Origin of the sequence: Erwinia rhapontici, from assembly GCF_020683125.1 — a bacterium.
GTDB classification, from domain to species: domain Bacteria; phylum Pseudomonadota; class Gammaproteobacteria; order Enterobacterales; family Enterobacteriaceae; genus Erwinia; species Erwinia rhapontici.
In genome coordinates, this window is sequence record NZ_CP085627.1 from 353,508 (window position 1) to 376,544 (window position 23,037).

The 23,037-nt window shown below is 55.2% G+C and carries 22 protein-coding genes; 17 read left to right on the forward strand and 5 right to left on the reverse strand.

All coding sequences use genetic code 11. From position 1 onward, the window contains the following. Positions 1-9 precede the first annotated feature (9 nt). From ftsY to rpoH, 4 genes are all read left to right on the forward strand, one after another. Entirely contained in the window at positions 10-1,464 is a 1,455-nt protein-coding gene (gene ftsY, locus LJN55_RS01500; protein WP_227535570.1) for a signal recognition particle-docking protein FtsY, read from the forward strand. A gap of 6 nt (positions 1,465-1,470) precedes the next feature. Beyond that, positions 1,471-2,139, forward strand: a complete 669-nt coding sequence (gene ftsE / locus LJN55_RS01505) for a cell division ATP-binding protein FtsE (protein WP_133846607.1) — start codon at positions 1,471-1,473, stop codon at positions 2,137-2,139. Next, positions 2,129-3,121: a permease-like cell division protein FtsX gene (ftsX, locus tag LJN55_RS01510; protein ID WP_133846608.1), complete on the forward strand. Its 993-nt coding sequence runs from the start codon at positions 2,129-2,131 to the stop codon at positions 3,119-3,121. The genes ftsE and ftsX overlap by 11 nt, the downstream gene beginning before the upstream one ends. Positions 3,122-3,416: 295 nt before the next feature. Further along, entirely contained in the window at positions 3,417-4,271 is an 855-nt protein-coding gene (rpoH, locus tag LJN55_RS01515) for an RNA polymerase sigma factor RpoH (RefSeq protein ID WP_133846609.1), read from the forward strand. Positions 4,272-4,344: 73 nt separating this feature from the next. On the opposite strand, the gene panM is transcribed toward rpoH, so the two are convergent. After that, the gene (gene panM / locus LJN55_RS01520; RefSeq protein ID WP_167864251.1) at positions 4,345-4,731 is read right to left on the reverse strand and encodes an aspartate 1-decarboxylase autocleavage activator PanM; all 387 of its coding nucleotides are present in this window, start codon (positions 4,729-4,731) and stop codon (positions 4,345-4,347) included. 388 nt (positions 4,732-5,119) lie between these two features. Here panM and LJN55_RS01525 point away from each other — a divergent pair, with 388 nt between their 5' ends. The 10 genes from LJN55_RS01525 (at position 5,120) to ugpQ (ending at position 15,295) form a co-directional block, all read left to right on the forward strand. Then, positions 5,120-6,235, forward strand: a complete 1,116-nt coding sequence (locus LJN55_RS01525) for a branched-chain amino acid ABC transporter substrate-binding protein (RefSeq protein WP_133846614.1) — start codon at positions 5,120-5,122, stop codon at positions 6,233-6,235. Positions 6,236-6,429: 194 nt separating this feature from the next. Further along, complete coding sequence (livH, locus tag LJN55_RS01530; protein ID WP_133846615.1) at positions 6,430-7,356, forward strand: high-affinity branched-chain amino acid ABC transporter permease LivH; 927 nt, start codon at positions 6,430-6,432, stop codon at positions 7,354-7,356. After that, a complete protein-coding gene (locus tag LJN55_RS01535) occupies positions 7,353-8,627 on the forward strand; it encodes a high-affinity branched-chain amino acid ABC transporter permease LivM (RefSeq protein ID WP_133846616.1) in 1,275 nt (424 codons plus the stop codon). The genes livH and LJN55_RS01535 overlap by 4 nt, the downstream gene beginning before the upstream one ends. Continuing rightward, complete coding sequence (gene livG / locus LJN55_RS01540; RefSeq protein ID WP_133846617.1) at positions 8,624-9,391, forward strand: high-affinity branched-chain amino acid ABC transporter ATP-binding protein LivG; 768 nt, start codon at positions 8,624-8,626, stop codon at positions 9,389-9,391. Before LJN55_RS01535 ends, livG begins: the two co-directional genes overlap by 4 nt. A 1-nt stretch (position 9,392) precedes the next feature. Continuing rightward, entirely contained in the window at positions 9,393-10,106 is a 714-nt protein-coding gene (livF, locus tag LJN55_RS01545; protein ID WP_062747708.1) for a high-affinity branched-chain amino acid ABC transporter ATP-binding protein LivF, read from the forward strand. A 232-nt stretch (positions 10,107-10,338) separates the two neighbouring features. Next, positions 10,339-11,655: a sn-glycerol-3-phosphate ABC transporter substrate-binding protein UgpB gene (ugpB, locus tag LJN55_RS01550; protein WP_133846618.1), complete on the forward strand. Its 1,317-nt coding sequence runs from the start codon at positions 10,339-10,341 to the stop codon at positions 11,653-11,655. Between the two features lie 97 nt (positions 11,656-11,752). Beyond that, on the forward strand, positions 11,753-12,640 hold the full coding sequence (gene ugpA, locus LJN55_RS01555) for a sn-glycerol-3-phosphate ABC transporter permease UgpA (protein WP_227535572.1): 888 nt from the start codon (positions 11,753-11,755) through the stop codon (positions 12,638-12,640). Next, complete coding sequence (gene ugpE / locus LJN55_RS01560; RefSeq protein WP_133846620.1) at positions 12,637-13,482, forward strand: sn-glycerol-3-phosphate ABC transporter permease UgpE; 846 nt, start codon at positions 12,637-12,639, stop codon at positions 13,480-13,482. The genes ugpA and ugpE overlap by 4 nt, the downstream gene beginning before the upstream one ends. A gap of 2 nt (positions 13,483-13,484) precedes the next feature. Beyond that, entirely contained in the window at positions 13,485-14,555 is a 1,071-nt protein-coding gene (locus tag LJN55_RS01565; RefSeq protein ID WP_171149714.1) for a sn-glycerol-3-phosphate import ATP-binding protein UgpC, read from the forward strand. Then, positions 14,555-15,295, forward strand: a complete 741-nt coding sequence (gene ugpQ / locus LJN55_RS01570; protein WP_212813606.1) for a glycerophosphodiester phosphodiesterase — start codon at positions 14,555-14,557, stop codon at positions 15,293-15,295. Before LJN55_RS01565 ends, ugpQ begins: the two co-directional genes overlap by 1 nt. 363 nt (positions 15,296-15,658) lie before the next feature. Here the strand turns inward: ugpQ and LJN55_RS01575 are convergent, their stop codons facing one another. Further along, on the reverse strand, positions 15,659-15,946 hold the full coding sequence (locus tag LJN55_RS01575; protein WP_133846623.1) for a DUF2756 domain-containing protein: 288 nt from the start codon (positions 15,944-15,946) through the stop codon (positions 15,659-15,661). Between the two features lie 155 nt (positions 15,947-16,101). Here LJN55_RS01575 and ggt point away from each other — a divergent pair, with 155 nt between their 5' ends. Beyond that, positions 16,102-17,850: a gamma-glutamyltransferase gene (ggt, locus tag LJN55_RS01580; protein ID WP_133846624.1), complete on the forward strand. Its 1,749-nt coding sequence runs from the start codon at positions 16,102-16,104 to the stop codon at positions 17,848-17,850. A 45-nt stretch (positions 17,851-17,895) separates the two neighbouring features. On the opposite strand, the gene LJN55_RS01585 is transcribed toward ggt, so the two are convergent. Further along, positions 17,896-19,038, reverse strand: coding sequence for a phytanoyl-CoA dioxygenase family protein (locus LJN55_RS01585; protein WP_227535573.1), 1,143 nt, complete (start codon positions 19,036-19,038; stop codon positions 17,896-17,898). A gap of 13 nt (positions 19,039-19,051) precedes the next feature. Then, on the reverse strand, positions 19,052-19,882 hold the full coding sequence (locus tag LJN55_RS01590; RefSeq protein ID WP_133846626.1) for an SDR family oxidoreductase: 831 nt from the start codon (positions 19,880-19,882) through the stop codon (positions 19,052-19,054). Between the two features lie 308 nt (positions 19,883-20,190). Here LJN55_RS01590 and LJN55_RS01595 point away from each other — a divergent pair, with 308 nt between their 5' ends. Then, positions 20,191-21,372 carry an aspartyl protease family protein gene (locus LJN55_RS01595; RefSeq protein WP_133846627.1) on the forward strand — a complete coding sequence of 394 codons (1,182 nt, stop codon included), beginning with the start codon at positions 20,191-20,193 and terminating at the stop codon, positions 21,370-21,372. Between the two features lie 67 nt (positions 21,373-21,439). Here LJN55_RS01595 and LJN55_RS01600 read toward each other — a convergent pair whose 3' ends face one another. Then, positions 21,440-21,934, reverse strand: coding sequence for a GNAT family N-acetyltransferase (locus LJN55_RS01600; protein ID WP_133846628.1), 495 nt, complete (start codon positions 21,932-21,934; stop codon positions 21,440-21,442). A gap of 364 nt (positions 21,935-22,298) precedes the next feature. On the opposite strand from LJN55_RS01600, the gene LJN55_RS01605 reads away from it, so the two are divergent. After that, positions 22,299-22,994 (forward strand): pirin family protein, encoded by a 696-nt coding sequence (locus tag LJN55_RS01605; RefSeq protein WP_133846630.1) that lies wholly within the window; start codon positions 22,299-22,301, stop codon positions 22,992-22,994. Positions 22,995-23,037 lie beyond the last annotated feature (43 nt).

The following is a 23,037-nucleotide window of genomic DNA, read 5'->3' on the forward strand; positions in this document are numbered from 1 at the left end:
GGTTGCACCATGGCAAAGAATAAAAAACGTGGCTTTTTTTCCTGGCTTGGTCTGGGGCGCGAAGAACAGACGCCACAGGAAGAAGTAAAAGAAACGTTATCACCGCAGCCCTCTGCCGATACGCCAGCGGAAGTGCCCCCTGCCGCTGACTCTGCCCCTGAAAACGCTCACAACGCCGAAGCCGAAGCGACTGCCCGCGCTGAAGCCGAAGCGGCAGCCCGCGCTGAAGCCGAAGCGGCAGCCCGTGCTGAAGCCGAAGCGGCTGCCCGCGCTGAAGCCGAAGCAGCTGCCCGCGCTGAAGCCGAAGCAGCTGCGCGTGCTGAAGCCGAAGCGGCTGCCCGTGCCGAAGCCGAAGCGGCTGCCCGCGCTGAAGCCGAAGCGGCTGCCCGTGCCGAAGCCGAAGCGGCTGCCCGTGCCGAAACCGAAGCGGCTGCCCGTGCCGAAGCCGAAGCGGCAGCCCGTGCCGAAGCCGAAGCGGCTGCGCTGGCCGCTGAGGTTGTGGAAGAAGAGCCACAGCAGGTCGTGGAGCAGGTTCGCCCGACCAAAGAAGGTTTCTTTGCCCGTCTTAAGCGAAGCCTGGTCAAAACCCGTGAAAACCTGGGTTCTGGTTTCATCGGCCTGTTCCGTGGCAAAAAAATTGATGACGATTTATTTGAAGAGCTGGAAGAGCAGCTGTTGATTGCGGACGTTGGCGTAGATACCACGCGTCGCATTATTGCCAGCCTGACGGCGCAGGCGAGCCGTAAGCAGTTACGCGATGCCGAAGCGTTGTACGGCCTGCTGAAAAGCGAAATGGCTGAGATTCTTGCTAAGGTTGAAGCGCCGCTGGATGTCACGGGAAAAACGCCGTTTGTTATCCTGATGGTCGGGGTCAATGGTGTGGGTAAAACCACCACGATCGGCAAGCTGGCGCGTCAGTTCCAGGCAGAAGGTAAATCCGTGATGCTGGCCGCAGGTGATACTTTCCGTGCCGCTGCCGTTGAGCAGTTGCAGGTGTGGGGCGAACGCAACAACATTCCTGTGGTGGCGCAGCATACCGGCGCAGATTCCGCCTCAGTGATCTTCGATGCCATCCAGGCTGCGAAGGCGCGTCATGTTGACGTGTTGATCGCCGATACGGCCGGGCGTTTACAGAATAAATCGCACCTGATGGAAGAGCTGAAAAAAATCACCCGCGTGATGAAGAAGCTCGACGAGCAGGCTCCGCATGAGGTAATGCTGACAATCGATGCCAGCACCGGCCAGAATGCCATCAGCCAGACTAAACTGTTCCACGAGGCCGTCGGCCTGACCGGGATTACCCTGACCAAGCTTGACGGTACAGCGAAAGGTGGGGTGATCTTCTCGGTGGCAGATCAGTTCAACATTCCGATTCGCTACATTGGCGTTGGTGAAGGGATTGAAGATTTACGATCGTTTAAGGCTGACGATTTTATAGAGGCACTTTTTGCCCGAGAGGATTAAATTAGGATGATTCGCTTTGAAGAAGTCAGTAAGGCTTATCTCGGCGGTCGGCAAGCGCTGCAGGGGGTAGATTTTCATCTGCGTCCCGGCGAAATGGCGTTTCTGACCGGACATTCCGGGGCGGGGAAAAGTACCTTGCTGAAGCTGATCTGTGGCATTGAGCGCCCGAGCGCCGGGCATATCTGGTTTGGCGGCCACGACATCAGCCGTCTGAAAAGCCGTGAAGTCCCGTTTCTGCGCCGTCAGATCGGTATGATCTTCCAGGATCACCATCTGCTGATGGATCGCTCGGTGTATGACAACGTGGCGATCCCGCTGATTATCAGCGGGGCCAGCGGTGAAGATATTCGCCGTCGCGTTTCAGCCGCACTGGATAAAGTTGGCCTGCTCGATAAAGCAAAAAGCTTCCCGATTCAGCTGTCTGGCGGTGAACAACAGCGTGTGGGCATCGCCCGTGCGGTCGTCAACAAGCCCGCCGTTCTGCTGGCGGATGAACCAACCGGTAACCTCGATGAGGCATTATCAGAAGATATTCTGCGTCTGTTTGAAGAGTTCAACCGTGTGGGCGTCACCGTTCTGATGGCGACGCATGATATGGGACTGATTGGCAGCCGTCAGTATCGACTGATGACGCTAAACCAGGGACGTTTGCACGGAGGTCATCGTGGCGAATAAGCGCAATCCCCGCCCGGCAGCAGCCAAAGCGGTGAAGCAGAAGGTGCCATCTAAAAGCAAAGCGCTAAAAGGCGGATGGCAAGAGCAGTGGCGTTATGCAATGCATGGCTCACTCTCTGACATGTGGCGCCAGCCGCTGGCCACGTTGCTGACAGTAATGGTCATCGCCATTTCTCTGACGCTGCCCAGTGTCTGCTATATGGTCTGGAAAAATGTGAGTCAGGCGGCAGATCAGTGGTATCCCGCCCCGCAACTGACCGTTTATCTGAGCAAAACACTGGATAACGACGCCGCTGAAAATGTCGTGGCGCAGTTGAAAAAAGAAGAGGGCGTCGACAAGGTTAACTACCTGTCACGCGAAGAGGCGCTGGGCGAATTCCGTAACTGGTCTGGTTTTGGCGGTGCGATGGACATGCTGGAGCAGAACCCGCTGCCAGCGGTTGCGATCATTACGCCGAAGCTGAATTTCCAGAACTCATCCACCATGGATAGCCTGCGTGACCGCGTGTCAAAAGTGCAGGGTATTGATGAAGTGAAGATGGATGACAGCTGGTTTGCCCGCCTGGCGGCGCTGACCGGGCTGGTGGGACAGGTTGCATCAATGATTGGTATTCTGATGATTGTGGCTGTGTTCCTGGTGATTGGTAACAGCGTACGTCTCAGTATTTTTGCCCGGCGTGACACCATTAATGTGCAAAAGCTGATCGGTGCCACCGATGGTTTTATTCTGCGACCTTTCCTATACGGCGGCGCACTGTTGGGCTTCTGTGGTGCACTGTTGTCACTGGTGCTGTCTGAAGTGCTGGTGCTGCGGCTTGAGTCGGTGGTGGCTCAGGTGGCTTCTGTGTTTGGCACCACCTTCGGGTTGCACGGTCTGGCGTGGGATGAAAGCCTGCTGCTGCTGCTGATTGCCGCAATGATTGGCTGGGTGGCCGCGTGGCTGGCAACGGTACAACATTTACGCCGATTTACGCCTCAGTAACCCCTTTACACGTTTTTTTGATATAATCTTCCTCTGCTGCGTGAGAGTTTACCGCAGAGGAAGTTCATCAACTTGTCACTTCCCCCTGCGATTCTGCTCCTTTCATGCGCCGCATATTATGTGTAAAACCTCCACTAATCTGATTGAACTTTTGGGTGGTTTTAGCATCATAGTAGGCAGATTTAGACCCAAAGCTTCGCACAGATTGCTTTCGATTTTTGTCGGCAATTCGCGTAGTGTAGTCAGCGCGTCAGGGACTGGCGCTGTCACCACGCTTAACACAGAGAGGATTTGAATGACCAAAGAAATGCAAACTTTAGCTATTGCTCCCTTAGGCAACCTGGATGCGTACATCCGGGCAGCTAATGCCTGGCCTATGCTGACGGCAGAAGAGGAAAAAGCGTTGGCTGAACAGCTGCATTACCAGGGCGATCTGGAAGCAGCTAAAACGCTGATCCTGTCTCACCTGCGCTTTGTCGTTCATGTTGCTCGTAACTATTCTGGTTATGGCCTGCCGCAGGCAGACTTGATCCAGGAAGGTAACATCGGCCTGATGAAAGCTGTGCGCCGTTTTAACCCGGAAGTAGGGGTGCGCCTGGTGTCCTTTGCTGTGCATTGGATCAAAGCCGAAATTCATGAATACGTTCTGCGTAACTGGCGTATTGTGAAAGTTGCCACCACCAAAGCACAACGTAAGCTGTTCTTTAACCTGCGTAAAGCTAAGCAGCGTTTGGGCTGGTTCAACCAGGAAGAAGTCGAAATGGTGGCGCGTGAACTGGGCGTCAGCAGCAAAGACGTGCTGGAAATGGAATCGCGCATGGCCGCGCAGGACATGACCTTTGACCCAACGCCGGACGACGAAGGCGAAGGGCGTTCAATGGCGCCGATGCTCTACCTGCAGGATAAGTCTTCCGACTTTGCGAATGGTATTGAGGAAGATAACTGGGACGATCACGCGGCGGATAAGCTGAGTGATGCGATGCTGGGGCTGGACGAACGCAGCCAGCACATTATCCGTGCCCGCTGGCTTGACGATGACAACAAAACCACCCTGCAGGAGCTGGCCGATCAGTACGGCGTTTCCGCAGAGCGTGTGCGTCAGCTTGAAAAGAACGCGATGAAGAAACTGCGTCTGGCGATTGAAGCATAGTCAATACCATGACAGCAGAGCGACCGGCATGTGGTCGCTATAAGGGCTGACCTTCTTTGAGGTCAGCCCTTTTTTATTTCAACCATTCACCGTTCTGCTGCTTAAATCCGCCCGCCTGCATAAAGGCGGCTATCACTTCAGGTGCCGACGTTCCGTCGATGCAGACCGACCAGTGGGCCACCTCTGGGTTTTGTGCCACTACCTCTTCCAGCAGATACAGCCCGACACCGCGCCTGCGTGTTACCTCCCGCACCTCCAACTGCGACAGCTTCCCCTGACCTGTGCGCACTTCCACTCTGACCGCCGCCAGCAGCCGATCGTTAAAGCGCGCAGCATAGAGTCGGAATTGATCATCCAACTGCGCTTCCAGAGCGTCGATATCAGCCTGTGGCCAGATTTTTTTTAAATCACTGCGATCCTGCTCTGAGCACTGTTGCAGGCGGATGATAGTCAGTTTCATCGGAATAACCCGTACGTGAGAAAGGCATATTGTAGCGAAGTTGACCATACTATAACGTGTTAGTTTTTGCGTACAAAAACGAGGCGATGTGTTGAGTCTCTATCCTATATGCCGAGTAAATCATTGTTGATGATTTATCAGCCAGCATAAACTCCTGGGTATTCGGCTAAAATGCCACCGTTCGTGTTAGTGAATTGTCCTGCGGGACCCGCTATTTACTGAATATGTCAGTTGATTTACAGCAGAATATTCCTGTTTAATAACCTGAAATTTAAAGCCTTATTCATAAAAAATGCCGGTAGTCACTCTAACTCGTTCTTAGTTAAGCGTTTATCGCTGATTACACGGCACATAATAAATAGTAACCACAACAGATGGGGTAGTTCGGATGAAAATGAGTAAAGGTAGTGCGTTCCTGGCGGGCTGTGTTGCTCTGGCAATGAGCCATGCAGCAATGGCAAAAGACATCAAAGTGGCCATCGTGGGTGCGATGTCCGGCCCGGTGGCCCAGTATGGCGACATGCAGTGGACAGGTGCGCAGCAGGCCATTGCCGATATCAACGCTAAAGGCGGTGTTAACGGCGACAAACTGGTCGCAGTGAAGTATGACGACGTTTGCGATCCTAAGCAGGCGGTTGCAGTCGCCAACAAAGTGATTAACGACGGTATCCGTTACGTCATCGGCCACCTGTGCTCTTCTTCTACCCAGCCTGCTTCTGATATCTATGAAGATGAAGGCGTGCTGATGATTACCCCGGCAGCAACCGCACCAGACCTGACCAGCCGTGGCTATAAGCTGATTATGCGTACGACCGGTCTTGACTCTGACCAGGGTCCGACCGCCGCAAAATACATCCTGAGCGAGATTAAACCGCAGCGTATTGCCGTGGTTCACGATAAGCAGCAGTACGGTGAAGGCCTGGCGCGTTCCGTACAGGACAGCCTGAAAAAAGCGGGCGGCAACGTGGTGCTGTTTGAAGGTGTGACCGCAGGCGACAAAGATTTCTCTACGCTGGTGGCGCGTTTGAAGAAAGACAACGTCGACTTCGTCTATTTCGGCGGTTATCACCCGGAAATGGGTCAGATCCTGCGCCAGGCACGTGCGGCCGGTTTGAAAACCCAGTTTATGGGCCCGGAAGGTGTGGGTAACGCTTCCCTCTCTAACATTGCGGGTGCGGCTTCCGAAGGGATGCTGGTGACGCTGCCAAAACGTTATGACCAGGTGCCTGCCAACAAACCTATCGTTGATGCGCTGAAAGCGAAAAAAGAAGACTCTACAGGTCCATTCGTCTGGACAACCTACGCTGCCTTGCAGTCACTGGCCGCCGGTATGGAGCGCAGCAAGAGCGCAGAGCCGGAAGCTATCGTGAAAAACCTGAAAGAAGGCGCAGCAGTGCCAACGGTGATGGGTGACCTCAACTGGGATGAGAAGGGCGATCTGAAAGGCTTCGAGTTTGGTGTATTCAAGTGGCATGCGGACGGCTCCTCCACTGCCGTGAAATAAACCAGGCTGCGGGTCAGGCGTGCCTGGCCCCTACGGAATAATGCAGATCCGTGGGGTAACCCGGTGAATCCCCGGAATAACGGAGATCCTTGGGGTAGCTCAGCGCATCCCCGTAGGGGCCGGGCATGCCCGGCCCTTTGTCGTTTTCATCCACCTGCACCCGCTGTGCAGGTGGATTCGTAAGGTATTAAGGTATGTCCGAGCAGTTTCTCTATTTCTTGCAGCAAATGTTCAACGGTGTGACGTTGGGCAGCACCTATGCGCTGATCGCCATTGGTTACACCATGGTGTACGGCATCATCGGCATGATTAACTTTGCCCACGGCGAAGTGTATATGATCGGTAGCTACGTCTCGTTCATCGTCATCGCCGCATTGATGATGATGGGGATTGATGCCAGCTGGTTGCTGATTGGCAGCGGCTTCGTTGTCGCCGTGGTGATCGCCTCCTGTTATGGCTGGAGTATTGAGCGCGTGGCGTATAAGCCTGTGCGATCGTCCAAGCGCCTGATTGCCCTGATCTCCGCCATCGGGATGTCAATCTTCTTACAAAACTACGTCAGCCTGACCCAGGGCTCGCGCGATCTCGCGCTGCCAAGTCTGGTGACCGGGCAGTGGACGATTGGCGAAAGCAATGGCTTTGCCGCGACCATTTCCACTATGCAGATCGTGATCTGGAGCGTGACGTTCCTCGCCATGCTGGCGCTGACGATATTTATCCGCTACTCACGTATGGGCCGTGCCTGTCGTGCCTGTGCTGAAGATCTGAAAATGGCCAGCCTGCTGGGCATTAACACCGACCGGGTGATCTCACTGACCTTCGTGATTGGTGCGGCAATGGCAGCGGTGGCTGGCGTGCTGTTGGGCCAGTTCTACGGCGTAATCAGCCCTTATATCGGCTTTATGGCCGGGATGAAAGCCTTCACAGCTGCCGTGCTGGGTGGCATCGGGAGCATTCCCGGTGCAATGATCGGTGGCCTGATTCTGGGGATTGCAGAAGCCCTGACCTCCGCCTACCTCAGCACGGAATATAAAGATGTGGTGTCGTTCGCGCTGCTGATTGTGGTGCTGCTGGTGATGCCTACCGGTATTCTGGGTCGTCCGGAGGTTGAGAAAGTATGAAAAAGCTCAACCTGCTTAACGCCCTTGTCTCATCGCTGATGCTGTTGGTGTTGGCGGCATTCTTTATGGGCATGCGGCTGGATCTTGATGGCACCAAACTGGTGGTTAATAACGCGGGCAACGTGCGCTGGAACTGGATTGCGCTGGGTTGTGGTGTGGTGTTTCTGTTCCAGCTGCTGCGCCCGCTGGTGCAGAGCAGCCTGAAAAAAGTCTCCGGCCCGTCGCTGGTCCTGCCGGGGATTGATGGTTCAACCCCGAAGCAAAAACTGTTCCTGCTGGCTTTAATTGTTGCCGCCGCCGTGTGGCCGTTCCTGGTGTCACGCGGCACGGTGGATATCGCCACACTGACGCTGATTTACGTCATGTTGGGCCTTGGCCTGAACGTGGTGGTGGGGCTGTCGGGGTTGCTGGTGCTGGGTTATGGCGGTTTTTATGCCATCGGTGCCTACACCTTTGCGCTGCTCAACCACTACTATGGCCTGGGGTTCTGGGAAAGCCTGCCGCTGGCAGGTCTGGTCGCTGCGGCGTTTGGTCTGCTGCTGGGCTTCCCGGTACTGCGTCTGCGCGGTGACTATCTGGCGATTGTTACCCTCGGTTTCGGTGAAATCGTGCGTATTCTGCTGCTGAACAATACAGAGATTACCGGTGGCCCGAACGGCATCAGCCAGATCCCGAAACCTTCTCTTTTTGGGCTGGAGTTTAACCGCAGCGCACGTGACGGCGGTTGGGATACGTTCCATAACTTCTTCGGCCTGAAGTATGACCCGAGCGACCGTATTATCTTCCTGTATATGGTGGCGCTGCTGCTGGTGGTGATCACGCTGTTTGTGATCAACCGTCTGCTGCGTATGCCACTGGGGCGCGCGTGGGAAGCCCTGCGTGAAGATGAGATTGCCTGCCGCTCGCTGGGCCTCAGCCCAACGCGCATCAAGCTGACCGCCTTCACCATCAGTGCGGCCTTTGCCGGTTTCGCTGGCTGCCTGTTTGCCGCCCGTCAGGGCTTTGTCAGCCCGGAATCCTTCACCTTTGCCGAGTCGGCGTTTGTGCTGGCGATCGTGGTACTGGGCGGCATGGGATCGCAGTTTGCCGTGATTCTTGCCGCGATCCTGCTGGTGGTGTCACGTGAACTGATGCGCGATCTTAACGAGTACAGCATGCTGGTGCTCGGTGGCTTAATGGTATTGATGATGATCTGGCGTCCACAGGGACTGTTGCCGATGAAGCGCCCGCATCTGAAGTTGAAAACGGCAGAAAAAGGAGACCAGGCATGACTCAGCCTCTGTTAGCCGTTAATGGCCTGATGATGCGTTTTGGTGGTTTGCTGGCCGTCAATAATGTGGAACTGGAGCTGCGCCCGCAGGAAATCGTCTCGCTTATCGGCCCGAATGGCGCTGGTAAAACCACGGTGTTTAACTGCCTGACGGGGTTCTATCGCCCGACGGGTGGCTCCATCACGCTGGGGGACAAGCAGCTTGCGGGTCTGCCCGGGCAGAAAATCGCACGCATGGGGATTGTCCGTACCTTCCAGCATGTGCGCCTGTTCCGCGAGATGACGGTGATTGAAAACCTGCTGGTTGCCCAGCATCAGCACCTGAAAAGCGGCGTGTTCTCGGGTCTGTTGAAAACGCCAGCCTTCCGCAAAGCGGAAAGCGAAGCGCTTGATCGCGCAGCCACCTGGCTGGACCGTGTCGGGTTGCTGGCGCTGGCTAACCGCCAGGCGGGTAACCTCGCTTACGGGCAGCAACGCCGTCTTGAGATCGCCCGCTGCATGGTGACGCGTCCGGAAATCCTGATGCTGGATGAACCGGCAGCCGGCCTGAACCCGAAAGAAACTCACGAACTGGATGAGCTGATTGCGGAACTGCGCAACCAGCACAACGTTTCGGTACTGTTGATTGAACATGATATGAAACTGGTAATGGGTATTTCTGATCGTATTTACGTGGTCAACCAGGGAACGCCGCTGGCTAACGGTACGCCGGATGAGATCCGTAATAACCCGGACGTGATCCGTGCTTATCTGGGAGAAGCATAATATGAGTCAGGCTATGCTTTCCCTGAATAATATCAGTGCGCATTACGGCAAAATCCAGGCGTTGCACAATGTCAGTCTGCATATTAATCAGGGCGAAATTGTCACCCTGATTGGTGCGAACGGTGCGGGTAAAACCACCATTCTCGGGACGCTGTGCGGGGAACCGCGTGCCACCGAGGGGTCAATTACCTTCGACGGTAAAGACATTACCGACTGGCAGACGGCGCGTATTATGCGTGAGGCGATTGCCATTGTGCCGGAAGGGCGTCGCGTCTTCTCGCGTATGACGGTGGATGAGAATCTGGCAATGGGCGGTTTCTTTGCCGAGCGTCAGCAGTATCAGCAGCGCATCAAACGTGTGTATGAGCTGTTCCCCCGTCTTTATGAGCGCCGTGTACAGCGTGCCGGCACCATGTCTGGCGGTGAACAGCAGATGCTGGCCATTGGCCGTGCGCTGATGAGCCAGCCGCGTCTGTTGCTGCTGGACGAGCCATCGCTGGGCCTGGCCCCGATCATTATCCAGCAGATTTTCGACACCATCGAACAGCTGCGTCAGGAAGGCATGACGATTTTCCTCGTTGAACAGAATGCCAACCAGGCGCTGAAGCTGGCCGACCGGGGCTACGTGCTCGAAAACGGTCATGTGGTGCTGGAAGATACCGGGGCTGCGTTGTTGGCCAATGAAGCGGTACGTAGTGCGTATTTAGGCGGTTAATGTCCGGGGCGGGCATGCCAGTAAAACAGGGCGGGCATGCCCGACCCCTACGTTATCCGTTGGGGCGAGGCATGCCTCGCCCGATATCAATAATGCATCCCCGACCGTCACCTCGCTGTCACCTCACTGTCATAACTTCGTTATTTTTCTGTCATTTTCGCATGTCATGTTACCTCCCGACTCAAAGAATGCGCGATAACGCGCCTTACAACACCGGGTACAGGAAACCGACATGTCATCAATCGCCTTTCGTCATACCGCACTTAGCGTGGTACTGGGACTGACTCTTAGCGCCAATGCGCTGGCCGCCACTGAGATCCCATTCTGGCACTCAATGGAAGGTGCGCTGGGTGAAGAAGTTAACTCGCTGGCCACCCGCTTTAACGCAGAAAACCCTGACTATAAAATCGTGCCAACCTACAAAGGTAACTACGAGCAGAGCATGTCAGCGGGTATTGCTGCCATTCGTTCTGGCAAAGCCCCAGCGATTTTGCAGGTGTACGAAGTCGGTACGGCCACGATGATGGCATCGAAAGCGATTGTTCCGGTCAATGAAGTGTTTAAAAACGCGGGCATTGCGATGGATCCGAAGCAGTTTGTGCCCGCCGTGGCGGGCTATTACAGCGATTCCAAAGGCCAGCTGATCTCCCAGCCTTTTAACAGCTCTACCCCGGTGCTGTACTACAACAAAGACGCCTTTAAAAAAGCCGGCCTTGACCCAGAGCAGCCGCCAAAAACCTGGCAGGATCTGGCGAAATATACGGAAGCACTGCGTAAAGCGGGCATGACCTGTGGTTACGCCAGCGGCTGGCAGGGCTGGATCCAGATTGAGAACTTCAGCGCCTGGCATGGTCTGCCCGTTGCCACCAAAAACAACGGTTTTGACGGCACTGACGCGGTACTGGAATTCAACAAACCGACGCAGGTTCGCCACATTGCCCTGTTGGAAGAGATGAATAAGAAGGGTGATTTCACCTACTTCGGCCGTAAAGATGAATCCACCGCCAAGTTCTATAACGGCGACTGTGCCATCACCACCGCCTCTTCCGGCTCGCTGGCGGATATCCGTAGCCACGCCAAGTTCAACTACGGCGTAGGCATGATGCCGTACGATGCAACCGTGCCGAACGCGCCACAGAACGCCATCATCGGTGGGGCCAGCCTGTGGGTCATGAAAAACAAAGATGCAGAAACCTACAAAGGCGTCGCCAAGTTCATGCAGTTCCTGGCGAAACCAGAAATTGCTGCTGAATGGCACCAGAAAACCGGTTACCTGCCGATCACCACGGCCGCGTATGAGCTGACCAAACAGCAGGGTTTCTATGACAAGAATCCGGGTGCAGACATTGCGACGCGTCAGATGCTGAACAAAGATCCACTGCCGTTCACCAAAGGGATGCGTCTGGGCAATATGCCGCAGATCCGTACCGTGGTGGATGAGGAGCTGGAAAGCGTCTGGACGGGCAAGAAAACCCCGCAGGCGGCACTGGATAGCGCCGTTGAACGTGGTAATCAACTGCTGCGTCGTTTCGAACAACAGACCAAATAACGTAGACGCATGTAGGGGTGGATCCCCGATCCTCCCATCAGGGCCGACCAGAACAGCGGTCGGCCCCTGTGACGTTTTTCGCACGAGATAAACCTTTATGTCCCAACCTCGTCCCGTATTTCGCGCCAAAGCACTGCCCTACCTGCTGGTGCTGCCACAGCTGTTAATCACGATCATTTTCTTCCTCTGGCCCGCGGGCGAAGCCCTGTGGTACTCGGTCCAAAACGTCGATCCTTTCGGCATCTCCAGCACGTTTGTCGGACTGGAAAACTTTATTCGCCTGTTTAGCGACAGCTACTACCTTGATTCCTTCTGGACCACGCTGGTGTTCAGCGGTCTGGTCACCGTAATTGGTCTGGTGGTGTCACTGTTATTTGCTGCGCTGGTCGACTACGTGCTGCGCCTTAAACGCTTTTATCAGACGCTGATGCTGCTGCCTTATGCGGTGGCCCCTGCGGTGGCGGCGGTGCTGTGGATGTTTCTGTTCAGCCCGGGCCTCGGTCTGATTACCCATTTCTTAGGGCTGCTGGGTTACAGCTGGAACCATGCGCAAAATAGCGGCCAGGCGATGTTCCTGGTCGTTTTGGCCTCGATCTGGCAGCAAATGAGCTACAACTTCCTGTTCTTCTTTGCCGCGTTGCAGTCTATTCCTAAATCCCTGGTAGAGGCGGCCGCGATTGACGGCGCAGGCCCGGTGCGGCGTTTCTTCAGCCTGTCGTTGCCGCTGATCGCCCCGGTGGGTTTCTTCCTGGTGGTCGTCAATCTGGTGTACGCCTTCTTTGATACCTTCCCGGTGATTGATGCCGCCACGGGCGGTGGCCCGGTACAGGCGACGACGACGCTGATTTATAAAATTTACCGTGAAGGCTTTGCCGGTCTGGATCTCTCCTCGTCCTCTGCGCAGTCCGTGGTGCTGATGGTGCTGGTGATTATTCTGACGGTGATTCAGTTCCGCTATGTCGAGAAGAAGGTGCGCTACCAATGATCGAAAACCGACGCGGGCTGGATATTTTCAGCCATACCCTGCTGGGCCTCGGTATCCTCACCGTGCTGTTCCCGCTGTATGTGGCGTTTATTGCCGCCACTCTCAGTACGGAACAGGTGTTTCAGGTGCCGATGCCGCTCATCCCCGGTACGCACCTGTGGGATAACATTTCCAGTATCTGGACCCACGGCGTGGGGCAAAACAGCGCGCCCTTCAGCACCATGCTGTTTAACAGCCTGATCATGGCGTTGGCGATCACCACCGGAAAAATTACCGTCTCTATGCTGTCGGCTTTTGCGCTGGTGTGGTTCCGCTTCCCGCTGCGTAACCTGTTTTTCTGGATGATTTTTATCACCCTGATGCTGCCGGTTGAGGTGCGTATTTTCCCGACGGTGGATGTGATCGCCGACCTCAATATGCTCGATAGCTACAGCGGGTTAACTCTGCCGCTGATGGCGTCGGCCACCGCCACGTTCCTGTTCCGTCAGTTCTTTATGACGCTGCCTGATGAACTGATGGAGGCTGCACGTATTGATGGTGCCAGCCCGATGCGCTTCTTCTGGGACATCGTACTGCCGCTGTCGAAAACCAATCTGGCAGCGCTGTTTGTCATCACCTTTATCTACGGCTGGAACCAGTACATGTGGCCGTTGCTGATTGTCAGCGACAGCAAACTGGGGACGGCAGTCGCGGGTATCCGCAGCATGATTGCCACCGGTGATGCGGCAACCCAATGGAACCTGGTGATGGCGGCGATGATCCTCACGCTGATCCCACCGGTAGTGATTGTTTTAGTGATGCAGCGCGCCTTTGTTCGCGGTCTGGTTGAGAGTGAGAAATAACGATGGCAGGTGTAAGACTTCAGGCAGTAACGAAATCCTACGATGGGATAAACCCGATTATTCAGCCGCTGGATGTCTCAATCCGCGACGGTGAGTTTATGGTGATGGTCGGGCCAAGCGGCTGTGGAAAATCGACGCTTCTGCGCATGGTGGCCGGGCTGGAACGGGTGACCAGCGGAGATATCTATATTGATACCCGCCGTGTGACCGAAGAGGAGCCAAAAGATCGCGGTATCGCGATGGTATTCCAAAACTATGCACTCTACCCGCATATGAGCGTGGAAGAGAATATGGCCTGGGGCCTGAAAATTCGCGGTATGGGCAAAGAACAGATCCGCCAGCGCGTGCTGGAGGCGGCACGCAGCCTGGAGCTGGAGGCACTGCTGAAACGCCGCCCGCGTGAGCTGTCCGGTGGGCAGCGCCAGCGTGTGGCGATGGGGCGCGCCATTGTGCGGGAACCAGCGGTATTTCTGTTTGATGAACCGTTGTCTAACCTGGATGCCCGGCTGCGTGTGCAGATGCGTCTGGAGCTGCAGCAGCTGCATCGTCGTCTGAACACCACCAGTCTGTACGTGACCCATGACCAGGTAGAAGCGATGACGCTGGCGCAGCGGGTGATGGTGATGAATAAAGGCGTGCTGGAACAGCTCGGTACGCCGGTGGAAATTTATGAGCGTCCGGCCACGCGTTTTGTCGCCAGCTTTATTGGTTCCCCGGCGATGAACCTGTTGGAAGGGCAGGTGAATGCTGACGGTTCACGTTTTAATCTCAGCGACAGTATGGCGCTTCCCCTGAGCGTACCGATGGCAAAATGGGCCGATCGCGCATTGACGATGGGCGTTCGTCCGGAGCATATTGAACTCTCCTCCCGGCAGGACGGCGGCATTCCACTGGTGGTGGATACGCTGGAAATGCTGGGAGCGGATAACCTGGCACACGGTCGCTGGGGCAATAATAAACTGGTGGTGCGCCTGCCGCATTCGGTGCGACCGGAGATGGGCAGTACGCTGTGGCTGCATCTGCCGCCGCAGTCATTGCACTTCTTTGACCCTAATGGACAACGGATCGACTAATGAATAAGACCTGGCCATACCCGCCCATTGTTGCCCATCGCGGCGGCGGGAAACTGGCGCCGGAAAATACCCTGGCCGCTATCGATATCGGTGCGCAACTGGGACACCGGATGATTGAGTTTGATGCCAAACTGTCGCAGGACGGTGAAATTTTCCTGCTGCATGATGACACCCTTGACCGCACCAGCAACGGCTGGGGTGTGGCAGGGCAGTTGCCGTGGGACAAGCTGGTCCAGTTGGATGCCGGTAGCTGGTTTGGTAGTGCATTCACCGATGAGCGCCTGCCGCTGCTGGCTGATGTCGCGGCACGCTGCCGCCAGCATCGTCTGATGGCGAATATCGAAATTAAACCTACCACTGGTCTGGATGCAGAAACCGGGCGGGTTCTGGCGCTGGCGGCAAGGGTGATGTGGCAAGGGCAGGTGATGCCGCTGCTGTCATCGTTCTCGTATCAGGCGCTGGAAGCGGCACAACAGGCGGCGCCGGAGTTGCCACGCGGGCTGCTGCTGGATGAGTGGGATGACAACTGGCAGACACTGACCACCACGTTGGACTGCGTGTCGATTCACCTGAATCATAAGCTGCTGGATAAGGCGCGCGTTGCACTGCTGAAACAGGCCGGGCTGCGTATTCTGGTGTATACGGTCAATAACCCGGATCGGGCGCGTGAGCTGTTGCAGTGGGGCGTGGATGCGATCTGCACCGACCGCATTGATGTGATTGGACCGGATTTCCGCTGAATAGCGGGTCGGGCATGCCCGACCCCTACGAATCGTGTGACTGATGGGGCATCGCGCTGTACGGTTTTATGTTGGTGCGAGGCATATCTGACCCCTACGAATCGTGTGATTGATTGGGCATCGCGCTGTACGGTTTTATGTAGGTGCGAGGCATGCCCGCCCCCTACAAATCGTGTGACCGATGGGGCATCGCGCTGTACGGTTTTATGTTGGTGCGAGGCATATCTGACCCCTACGAATCGTGTGACTGATGGGGCATCGCGCTGTACGGTTTTATGTTGGTGCGAGGCATATCTGACCCCCCTACGAATCGTGTGAACTGATGGGATTTATGTAGGGGCGAGGCATGCCTCGCCCTGAGCGTCAATTCTGTGGCAGCTGTTTCACCTGACCCTCTTTGGTGCGCTGGGCCGCACTGTCACGCTGCTCCTGCATTTTCCGCTGCAAATCCTGCTGCTGACGCTGTTGATCCTGCTGGAGTTTCAGCTTCTGCTGCGACTGCTGGTTCTGCATATTTTGCTGCAAACGCTGCGTGCTGGGATTGTAGCCCGGCTGTTGTGGGTTGCTGTTATTGCTGTTGTTGCTCAGCATGTTCGCCATACCGGTTAACGGCAAAATGGCGGCAAAGATAACTAACCATTTCATTTTCATTTTTATTCCTCCGTGTTACTGCCTTAAGTCTACTTCAGCAACAAGCCCTGCACGCCAGGAGTGTTCCTGATTTGCGTTAAAATTCGCCTTTCATCCATTTTTGTGCATATTTATCAAAGGCAAACATAACGTAAATATAATTAAAGGATGTAACAATGATGACACAAGCTACTCTGAAGCGCCTGTCGTGGTCGCTGTTAGCCGGGTTACTGGTGTGGCAGGGGGCAGGTGCTGCTCCCACTGCGCCGCCTGTTTCTTACGGGGTTGGGGCGGACACCTTCCATCCGGTGAAAGCGCAGCACGGTATGGTCGCTTCGGTGGATGCAACGGCGACAGAGGTTGGGGTGAAAATCCTCGAACAGGGCGGAAATGCGGTGGATGCGGCTATCGCCGTGGGTTATGCGCTGGCGGTGACGCATCCACAGGCAGGGAATCTCGGCGGCGGGGGTTTTATGCTGTTGCGCACCGCGTCCGGTAATACCACCTCGATTGATTTTCGCGAGATGGCTCCGGTACACGCCAGCCGCGATATGTTCCTGGATGCGGCGGGCAACGCCGACAGCAAAAAATCACTGACTTCCCATCTTGCCTCCGGCGTGCCGGGAACGGTGGCAGGATTTTCACTGGCCAGTCAGAAATATGGCACGCTGCCGCTGAGTACCTTAATCAAACCGGCACTTGAGCTGGCACGTAAAGGTATCGTGGTGAACGACTCGCTGGCGGATGACCTGAACGTTTACGGTAAAGAGGTGCTGGTAGGGCATGCGAACAGTAAAGCCATCTTCTTTAAAGCCGACGGTACGCCTTATCTCAAAGGCGAAAAGCTGGTGCAACGCAATCTGGCACGCAGCCTCGAACTGATTGCACAGCAGGGACCGGATGCCTTCTATAAAGGCAAAATTGCCGATGAGATCGCAGGCGAGATGCAGCAGCACGGTGGGCTTATCAGCAAAACGGACCTGGCGAACTACCGTGCGATCGAGCGCAAGCCGATCAGCGGCACCTACCGTGGCTATGAAGTTTTCTCGATGCCGCCACCCTCATCAGGCGGCATTCATATTGTGCAGATCCTCAATATTTTGGAAAACTTTGACCTGGCGAAGATGGGATTTGGCAGCGCAGATGCCATTCAGGTGATGGCGGAAGCAGAAAAATATGCCTATGCCGATCGCTCGGAATATCTGGGCGATCCGGATTTCGTCAAGGTGCCGTGGCAGGCGCTGACCAGCAAAGCGTATGCTAAATCGCTGGCGCAGCAGATTGATGTCGCCAAAGCGCGCCCTTCCGCGGAGATTAAACCCGGTAAGCTGGCCCCGTATGAAAGCAATCAGACCACGCACTTCTCGGTGGTGGATAAAGACGGCAATGCGGTAGCTGTTACCTACACGTTGAACACCAATTTCGGCAGCGGAATTGTCGCCGGTAACAGCGGCATTCTGCTGAATAATGAGATGGACGACTTCTCCGCGAAACCGGGAACGCCAAACGTTTACGGGCTGGTGGGCGGTGAAGCCAATGCGGTACAGCCTTACAAGCGCCCGCTCTCTTCCATGTCGCCGACCATTATCGCTAAAGACGGGAAAACCTGGCTGGTAACGGGCAGTCCGGGCGGGAGCCGCATCATCACTACTGTGCTGCAAATGGTCGTGAACAGCATTGATTTCGGAATGAACGTCGCCGAAGCCACCAACGCGCCGCGCTTCCATCATCAATGGTTACCGGATCAGCTACGTGTAGAGAAAGGCTTCAGCCCGGATACACTGAAACTGTTGAGCCAGAAGGGGCAGAATGTGAAGGTGATGTCTGCCATGGGCAGCACGCAGAGCATTATGCTGGGGCCGGACGGGATGCGTTACGGTGCGTCAGATCCGCGCACCATTGATGATTTAACCGCGGGGTATTGATGTGATGCGGGCCGACCAGGAAACAACAGGTCGGCCCGCGGAAAATCACGCCTGACGTTTCTGCACGTGCTCGCTTAACTGCTGATCAAAGTGCACTTCCGACCATCCCTCCTGTAATGCCTGCAACAGCAGCGCCTGCTGCGTCTGTGGCACCAGTCCGCCCAGCGGTGGATCGGTATCCAGATTGGTCGGGAACGAATAGCCCTCTGCCGCTGCGGCAATCACCGCATGACGCTGTTCTGTCTCCAGCTGGCGCTGACGCAGAGTGGGATAGAGGCTCAGCAGTACTTTGACGTGGTTGACCTTCTCCATGGTTTTGCCAAAGCTGGAAGAGACCTGAAGCAGGTTGGCCGTGCGGATATGATCTGCCGTGGTGTTATTACCTGCCGCATGGAACAGCGCCGGGTTGAAGAACAGCCCGTCGCCTTTTTGCAGCGGTAGCTGAATCGCATGCTGCTGGAAGTATTCAATAAATTTGGGCTGGCGCCAGGCCAGATACCCGCCCTCATACTGATGGGAAAAGGGCAGCAACTGGGTTGGGCCAGATTCCAGCGGCATATCCGTATGCGCTACCGCGCCTTGCAGGGTGAGATACTGCGACAGGATCTGTAAAGGCAGCGGGAAGCGGGCCACAACCTCATTACTCTGGAAACCCAGATGATAATCGCGGTGTGGCTGCTGTGCTTTACCGCCCGGCCGTACCTGATTCACCTGTGCGGTGATCTCATAGCCCGGCCCGACCCAGCTTTCGCAGATCAGCGCCAGCAGGGGATTTCCGTAGTAATCGATAAAGGCATCGGCATCGCGTTCTGCCACTTTTTGCAGGGCATTCCAGATGCGTCCATTGCTGCCCGCCCTGGCAAAATGATCGCCGCCGCCGCCGGAGGCCGCCTCATCACGCAGGATCTCCTCAAACAACTGACTGCTGTGGTCGACGGCCGCCAGATCGCGGTACAGCCCTTTAACAACAAATACGCCAGGCCCGGATGAGAGCGCCCGATGCAGTTCACTGAGCACCGACTGGCGATCGTCACGGGCGGCATTGATCAGCGACTCAGCCTGATAAATCAAAACATTCCGTTGTGCGCCGTGCGCCAGCGGGTAATCCTGTTGATGCAGGGTCTGCTGTGATACGGTGGCGAAATCATCCAGCGAAAGCTGTGCTTCATTGAGATAGATTGCGTTCATAACCGGTCGCTCCTTACAGGGCCAGTATCTGCTGAGGCTGTGGTGCACCATCATCACCGCAGCCCACCACGTTCTGATCAAAATCGATGACGGCACCGGTCATCATCCCGGACTCTTCAGAGAGTAAAAATGCCACGCCACGGGCCACTTCCCGGGGCTTCAACAGTCGGCCAAAGGGCTGCTCGCGTTCGGCTTTTTCCAGCCAGTCGTCGCTCGCCTGGTGATACTGCTTCTGGATGTCATCTTCGTGTGGTGTATCCATCCAGCCAATATTCAGGCCGTTAACGCGAATGCGGTTGCGCATGGCGCTGAAAGCAACGTTTTTCGTCAGCGTAACCAGTGCGCCTTTTGAGGCGGCATAGGTGGTGAGGAAGCTCTGGCCGCCGTGAGAGGTCATGGTGATAATATTGACGATGCTGCCTTCCACCTTATTGGCAATCATCAGTTTGATCGCCGCCTGCATCAGAAAGAATGGCGCACGGACGTTGACGGCAAAGATGGCGTCAAAAAGTTCGGGGGTCGTATTGAGGATGGTGCCACGATCGGACATTCCGGCACAGTTCACCAGACCATGCAGCGTACCGAAGCGCGTTGCCGCTTCGGCAATCACCTGTTCGCAGGCTTGTGGGTCACTGATATCGGCGGCGACAAACCAGGCTTCACAACCGAGTGCCCGTAACGCCTCTTCTTGAGCCGCCCCGGCCTTGCGGTTTCGGCCACAAAGGATCAGCCCGCGCGCGCCGCGTTCTGCCAGTAATCTTGCAACGGCAGCGCCCAGTCCCTGAGTGCTGCCCGTGACCACATAGACGTTACCGTGAAACTGCTGATTAATATTTAAGCTCATGATTAAACTGCCTTTATTGTTGATTTATGTAGGGTTGGTCGTCAGAGAAAATGGCTCCAGACCACCTTATCACTTACATTTCATTAACAATACGCACGAATCACCTCAAAAAAACCTCAAAAAAAGGTGTCAAATGTGAATGTGACAGGGGGATGAGTGAGTTGGGTTCAATCCAGTGTTTTTTGCTTTTTCTCGACAATTAGCACGCTTAAATCTCGTTTTGTCCTCTTTTTAACGTAGATTGAAGAAACGTAAACGTCACAGGGCCCCCAATACTGGAACATGGGGCATCCACTACAAGGAAGGTTATGAAGTACTCTGCACTGACCATCATTTTTTCCGCTGCGCTGCTGTCGGGATCATTATCGGCTCTGGCCGACCGCATTCCTGTCTCCGCCCCACAGGCCGTGTTAACGAGCCCCGTGCGGCCCGATGTTCTGATTGTGCCGGTGGCCATCAGCGGCAAGCAGTACCATTTCCTGCTGGATACGGGCATCAGTACGCTGGTGATTGATAATGCGCTGGCGAGTGAGCTGACGCATCGGCTCCCCGTTGACCAGGTGTCGGCGTTGCAACGGGCTATCCTGGCGGCAGGTCTTCAGACGCCGGGTGGGCCGCTGCCTGCAGATGCACTCCTGCTTTGGCAGCCGATGGCATTGGCTATTGGCGATCGCGTGTTGCCCGCCAGTGCCCCGTGGCTGGGGATGGATCTCAGTGCCTTTACTCAGGTGACCGGTGTGAAAATTGACGGGATTTTAGGCCAGGATATTTTTCGCCAGTTTGCGTGGCAGGTTGATAATCAACAGGGGCAGCTCAGCGTCTGGCAGCAAGCGCCCGGTACGCTGGATTACCCGGTGTGTGTTCCCTACCGCGATGCTTATGATTCCGGGCCTGAATTGTTGCTGGACTATCACAATCGCCCGGTCCATATGCGGGTTGATACCGGCGTTTATTACAGTTACATCGGTGATGAGCTGATTAAAGCAAGCCGCGAACGTCCTGAAAGCGCGGTGCTGACAGGCATCAATCAGCCCGTTCTGGGGCTAACTGGCCAGGCGGTAAGTGTTGGGTATTCACTGACAGGCTTAAGTTTTAATCAGATGCCGCTGGGTAAGCTGCTGGTACGTGAGAACAAACAGGGAGCATATGGTCTGGGGATGAACTTTCTGGCCCGCTTTGATAGCTATCTTTTCATGCCGAAAAAAATGCTGTTTTGTTATCGGGAGCAACACTTTACTCGCGACGAGCCTGAACCGCAGCGCATCCTTTCCGTTCGTTATTACGCACATCGGGTTGAGTTCTTTTCTCATTCCCCGACCGCACTGGCCCGCTTTGGTCTGCAAAATGGGGATGTGCTGGTGGAAGTTAACGGCAGTAAAGTCCTGCCTGAAGGCCTTCATCAACTCCGTATTGCCCTGGCGGACACTCCGGCAGGGCAATTAGTGCTCAAGATTGAGCGTCGCGGTAAAATGAAAACGATCAGGATTTGATGATGCAGGGGAGGGCTCATACTGGGCTCATCCCCGCAAGATAGTGCTCGCTTTGGCACCACGCCAGTTATGACCGGAAGCGCGCCATGTAGAGGGCATCAACCTGCTGGCCATTGCGTAATGCATAACGCCGGGCGCAGCCTTCAGTTTCAAAACCAAATTGTTCATACAACGCGATAGCGGCATGGTTGTCGGCAAAGACCGTGAGTTCGATACGCTCAACGTTCAGCCAGTTATCACAGAGATCGATGATCGTACGCATCATCGCTTTCGCCACACCCTGGCCGCGATAACGGACATCGACCCCGAGGCCAAACGTGGCGGTATGACGGCGGCGGGCGCGATTGTTGACCTCCAGCGTGACCTGGCCAGCCACTTCATCACCCCTGCAGGCCACCAGCATTTGCATGCCATCCGGCACAGAGGCGATGCGTTCCTGCCACTTTTTTAGGGAGGGATGGGGGAGCTGTAGTGTATCGGCATAGGTTTCCGGCTGGCTGTACAACTGATAAATGGCAGTGGCATCTTCCGCAAGCACATGTCGAACAATAATCTCACTCATTTTCCCTCTCCGTAGATTGTATAATCCTCTTTAAAATCAGGGTTTTTTATCGCCATATCAAGCAAAAAATAATCAGAAAATGGCTTTACAAGTGCGAATGATAATGATTATTATTGTCATGCGTTTTCAGGAAGGCCTCTGGCACAGACTGAGAAGGCACGACATTGCTCACATTGCTTCAGTATTTCTTAGCCAGCTCGGGTGCTGGCTTTTTTTTTGCCTGTCTTCCGCCGCACATCTGCAATTCTCCTGTTTCTTTCTGCGCATTTATATCGAATATTTTGAACAGAGAAGACAATTTTATCCGCTATCATCCACAGCGCTACAGGTCCAGACTGTGTCAAAACGTTGAGGAGAATTGAATATGATTTACTTACGCAAAGCACAAGATCGTGGTCATGCAAATCATGGCTGGCTGGACAGTTACCACACCTTCTCTTTTGCCGATTACTACGATGCCAATTTTATGGGCTTCTCGGCACTGCGAGTGATTAACGAAGATGTGATTGATGGTGGTCAGGGATTTGGTACGCATCCTCATAAAGATATGGAAATCCTGACTTACGTGCTGTCCGGTACGGTTGAACACAAAGACAGCATGGGTAACAAAGAGCAGATCCCGGCGGGTGAATTCCAGATTATGAGCGCCGGTACCGGGGTCCGTCACTCTGAGTACAACGCCAGCAAAGATGTACCGCTGCATCTGTACCAGATCTGGATCATCCCGGAAAAAACCGGTCTTGAGCCACGTTACGCGCAGCGCCGCTTCGACGATGTGCAGGGACGCCAGCTGGTGCTGTCACCGGATGCCCGTGAGGGTTCGCTGAAGGTGTTCCAGGATATGACGCTGTCCCGTTGGGCGCTGAAATCCGCTGAGCAGGGTAGCGTAGAGGTGGAAGAGGGTCGTCGTATCTGGATCCAGGTGGTGAAAGGGGCGGTTACCGTCAACGGTGAAGCGGCAACAACGTCTGACGCGTTTGCCATCTGGGATGAAAAATCCCTGGCGATTGTTGCCAGCAGCGATGCCGAAATCCTGTTGTTCGACCTGCCGCCGGTCTAAGTGTTCTCCCTGTCACATTTTGGGTGCGGTTTACCGCACCCTT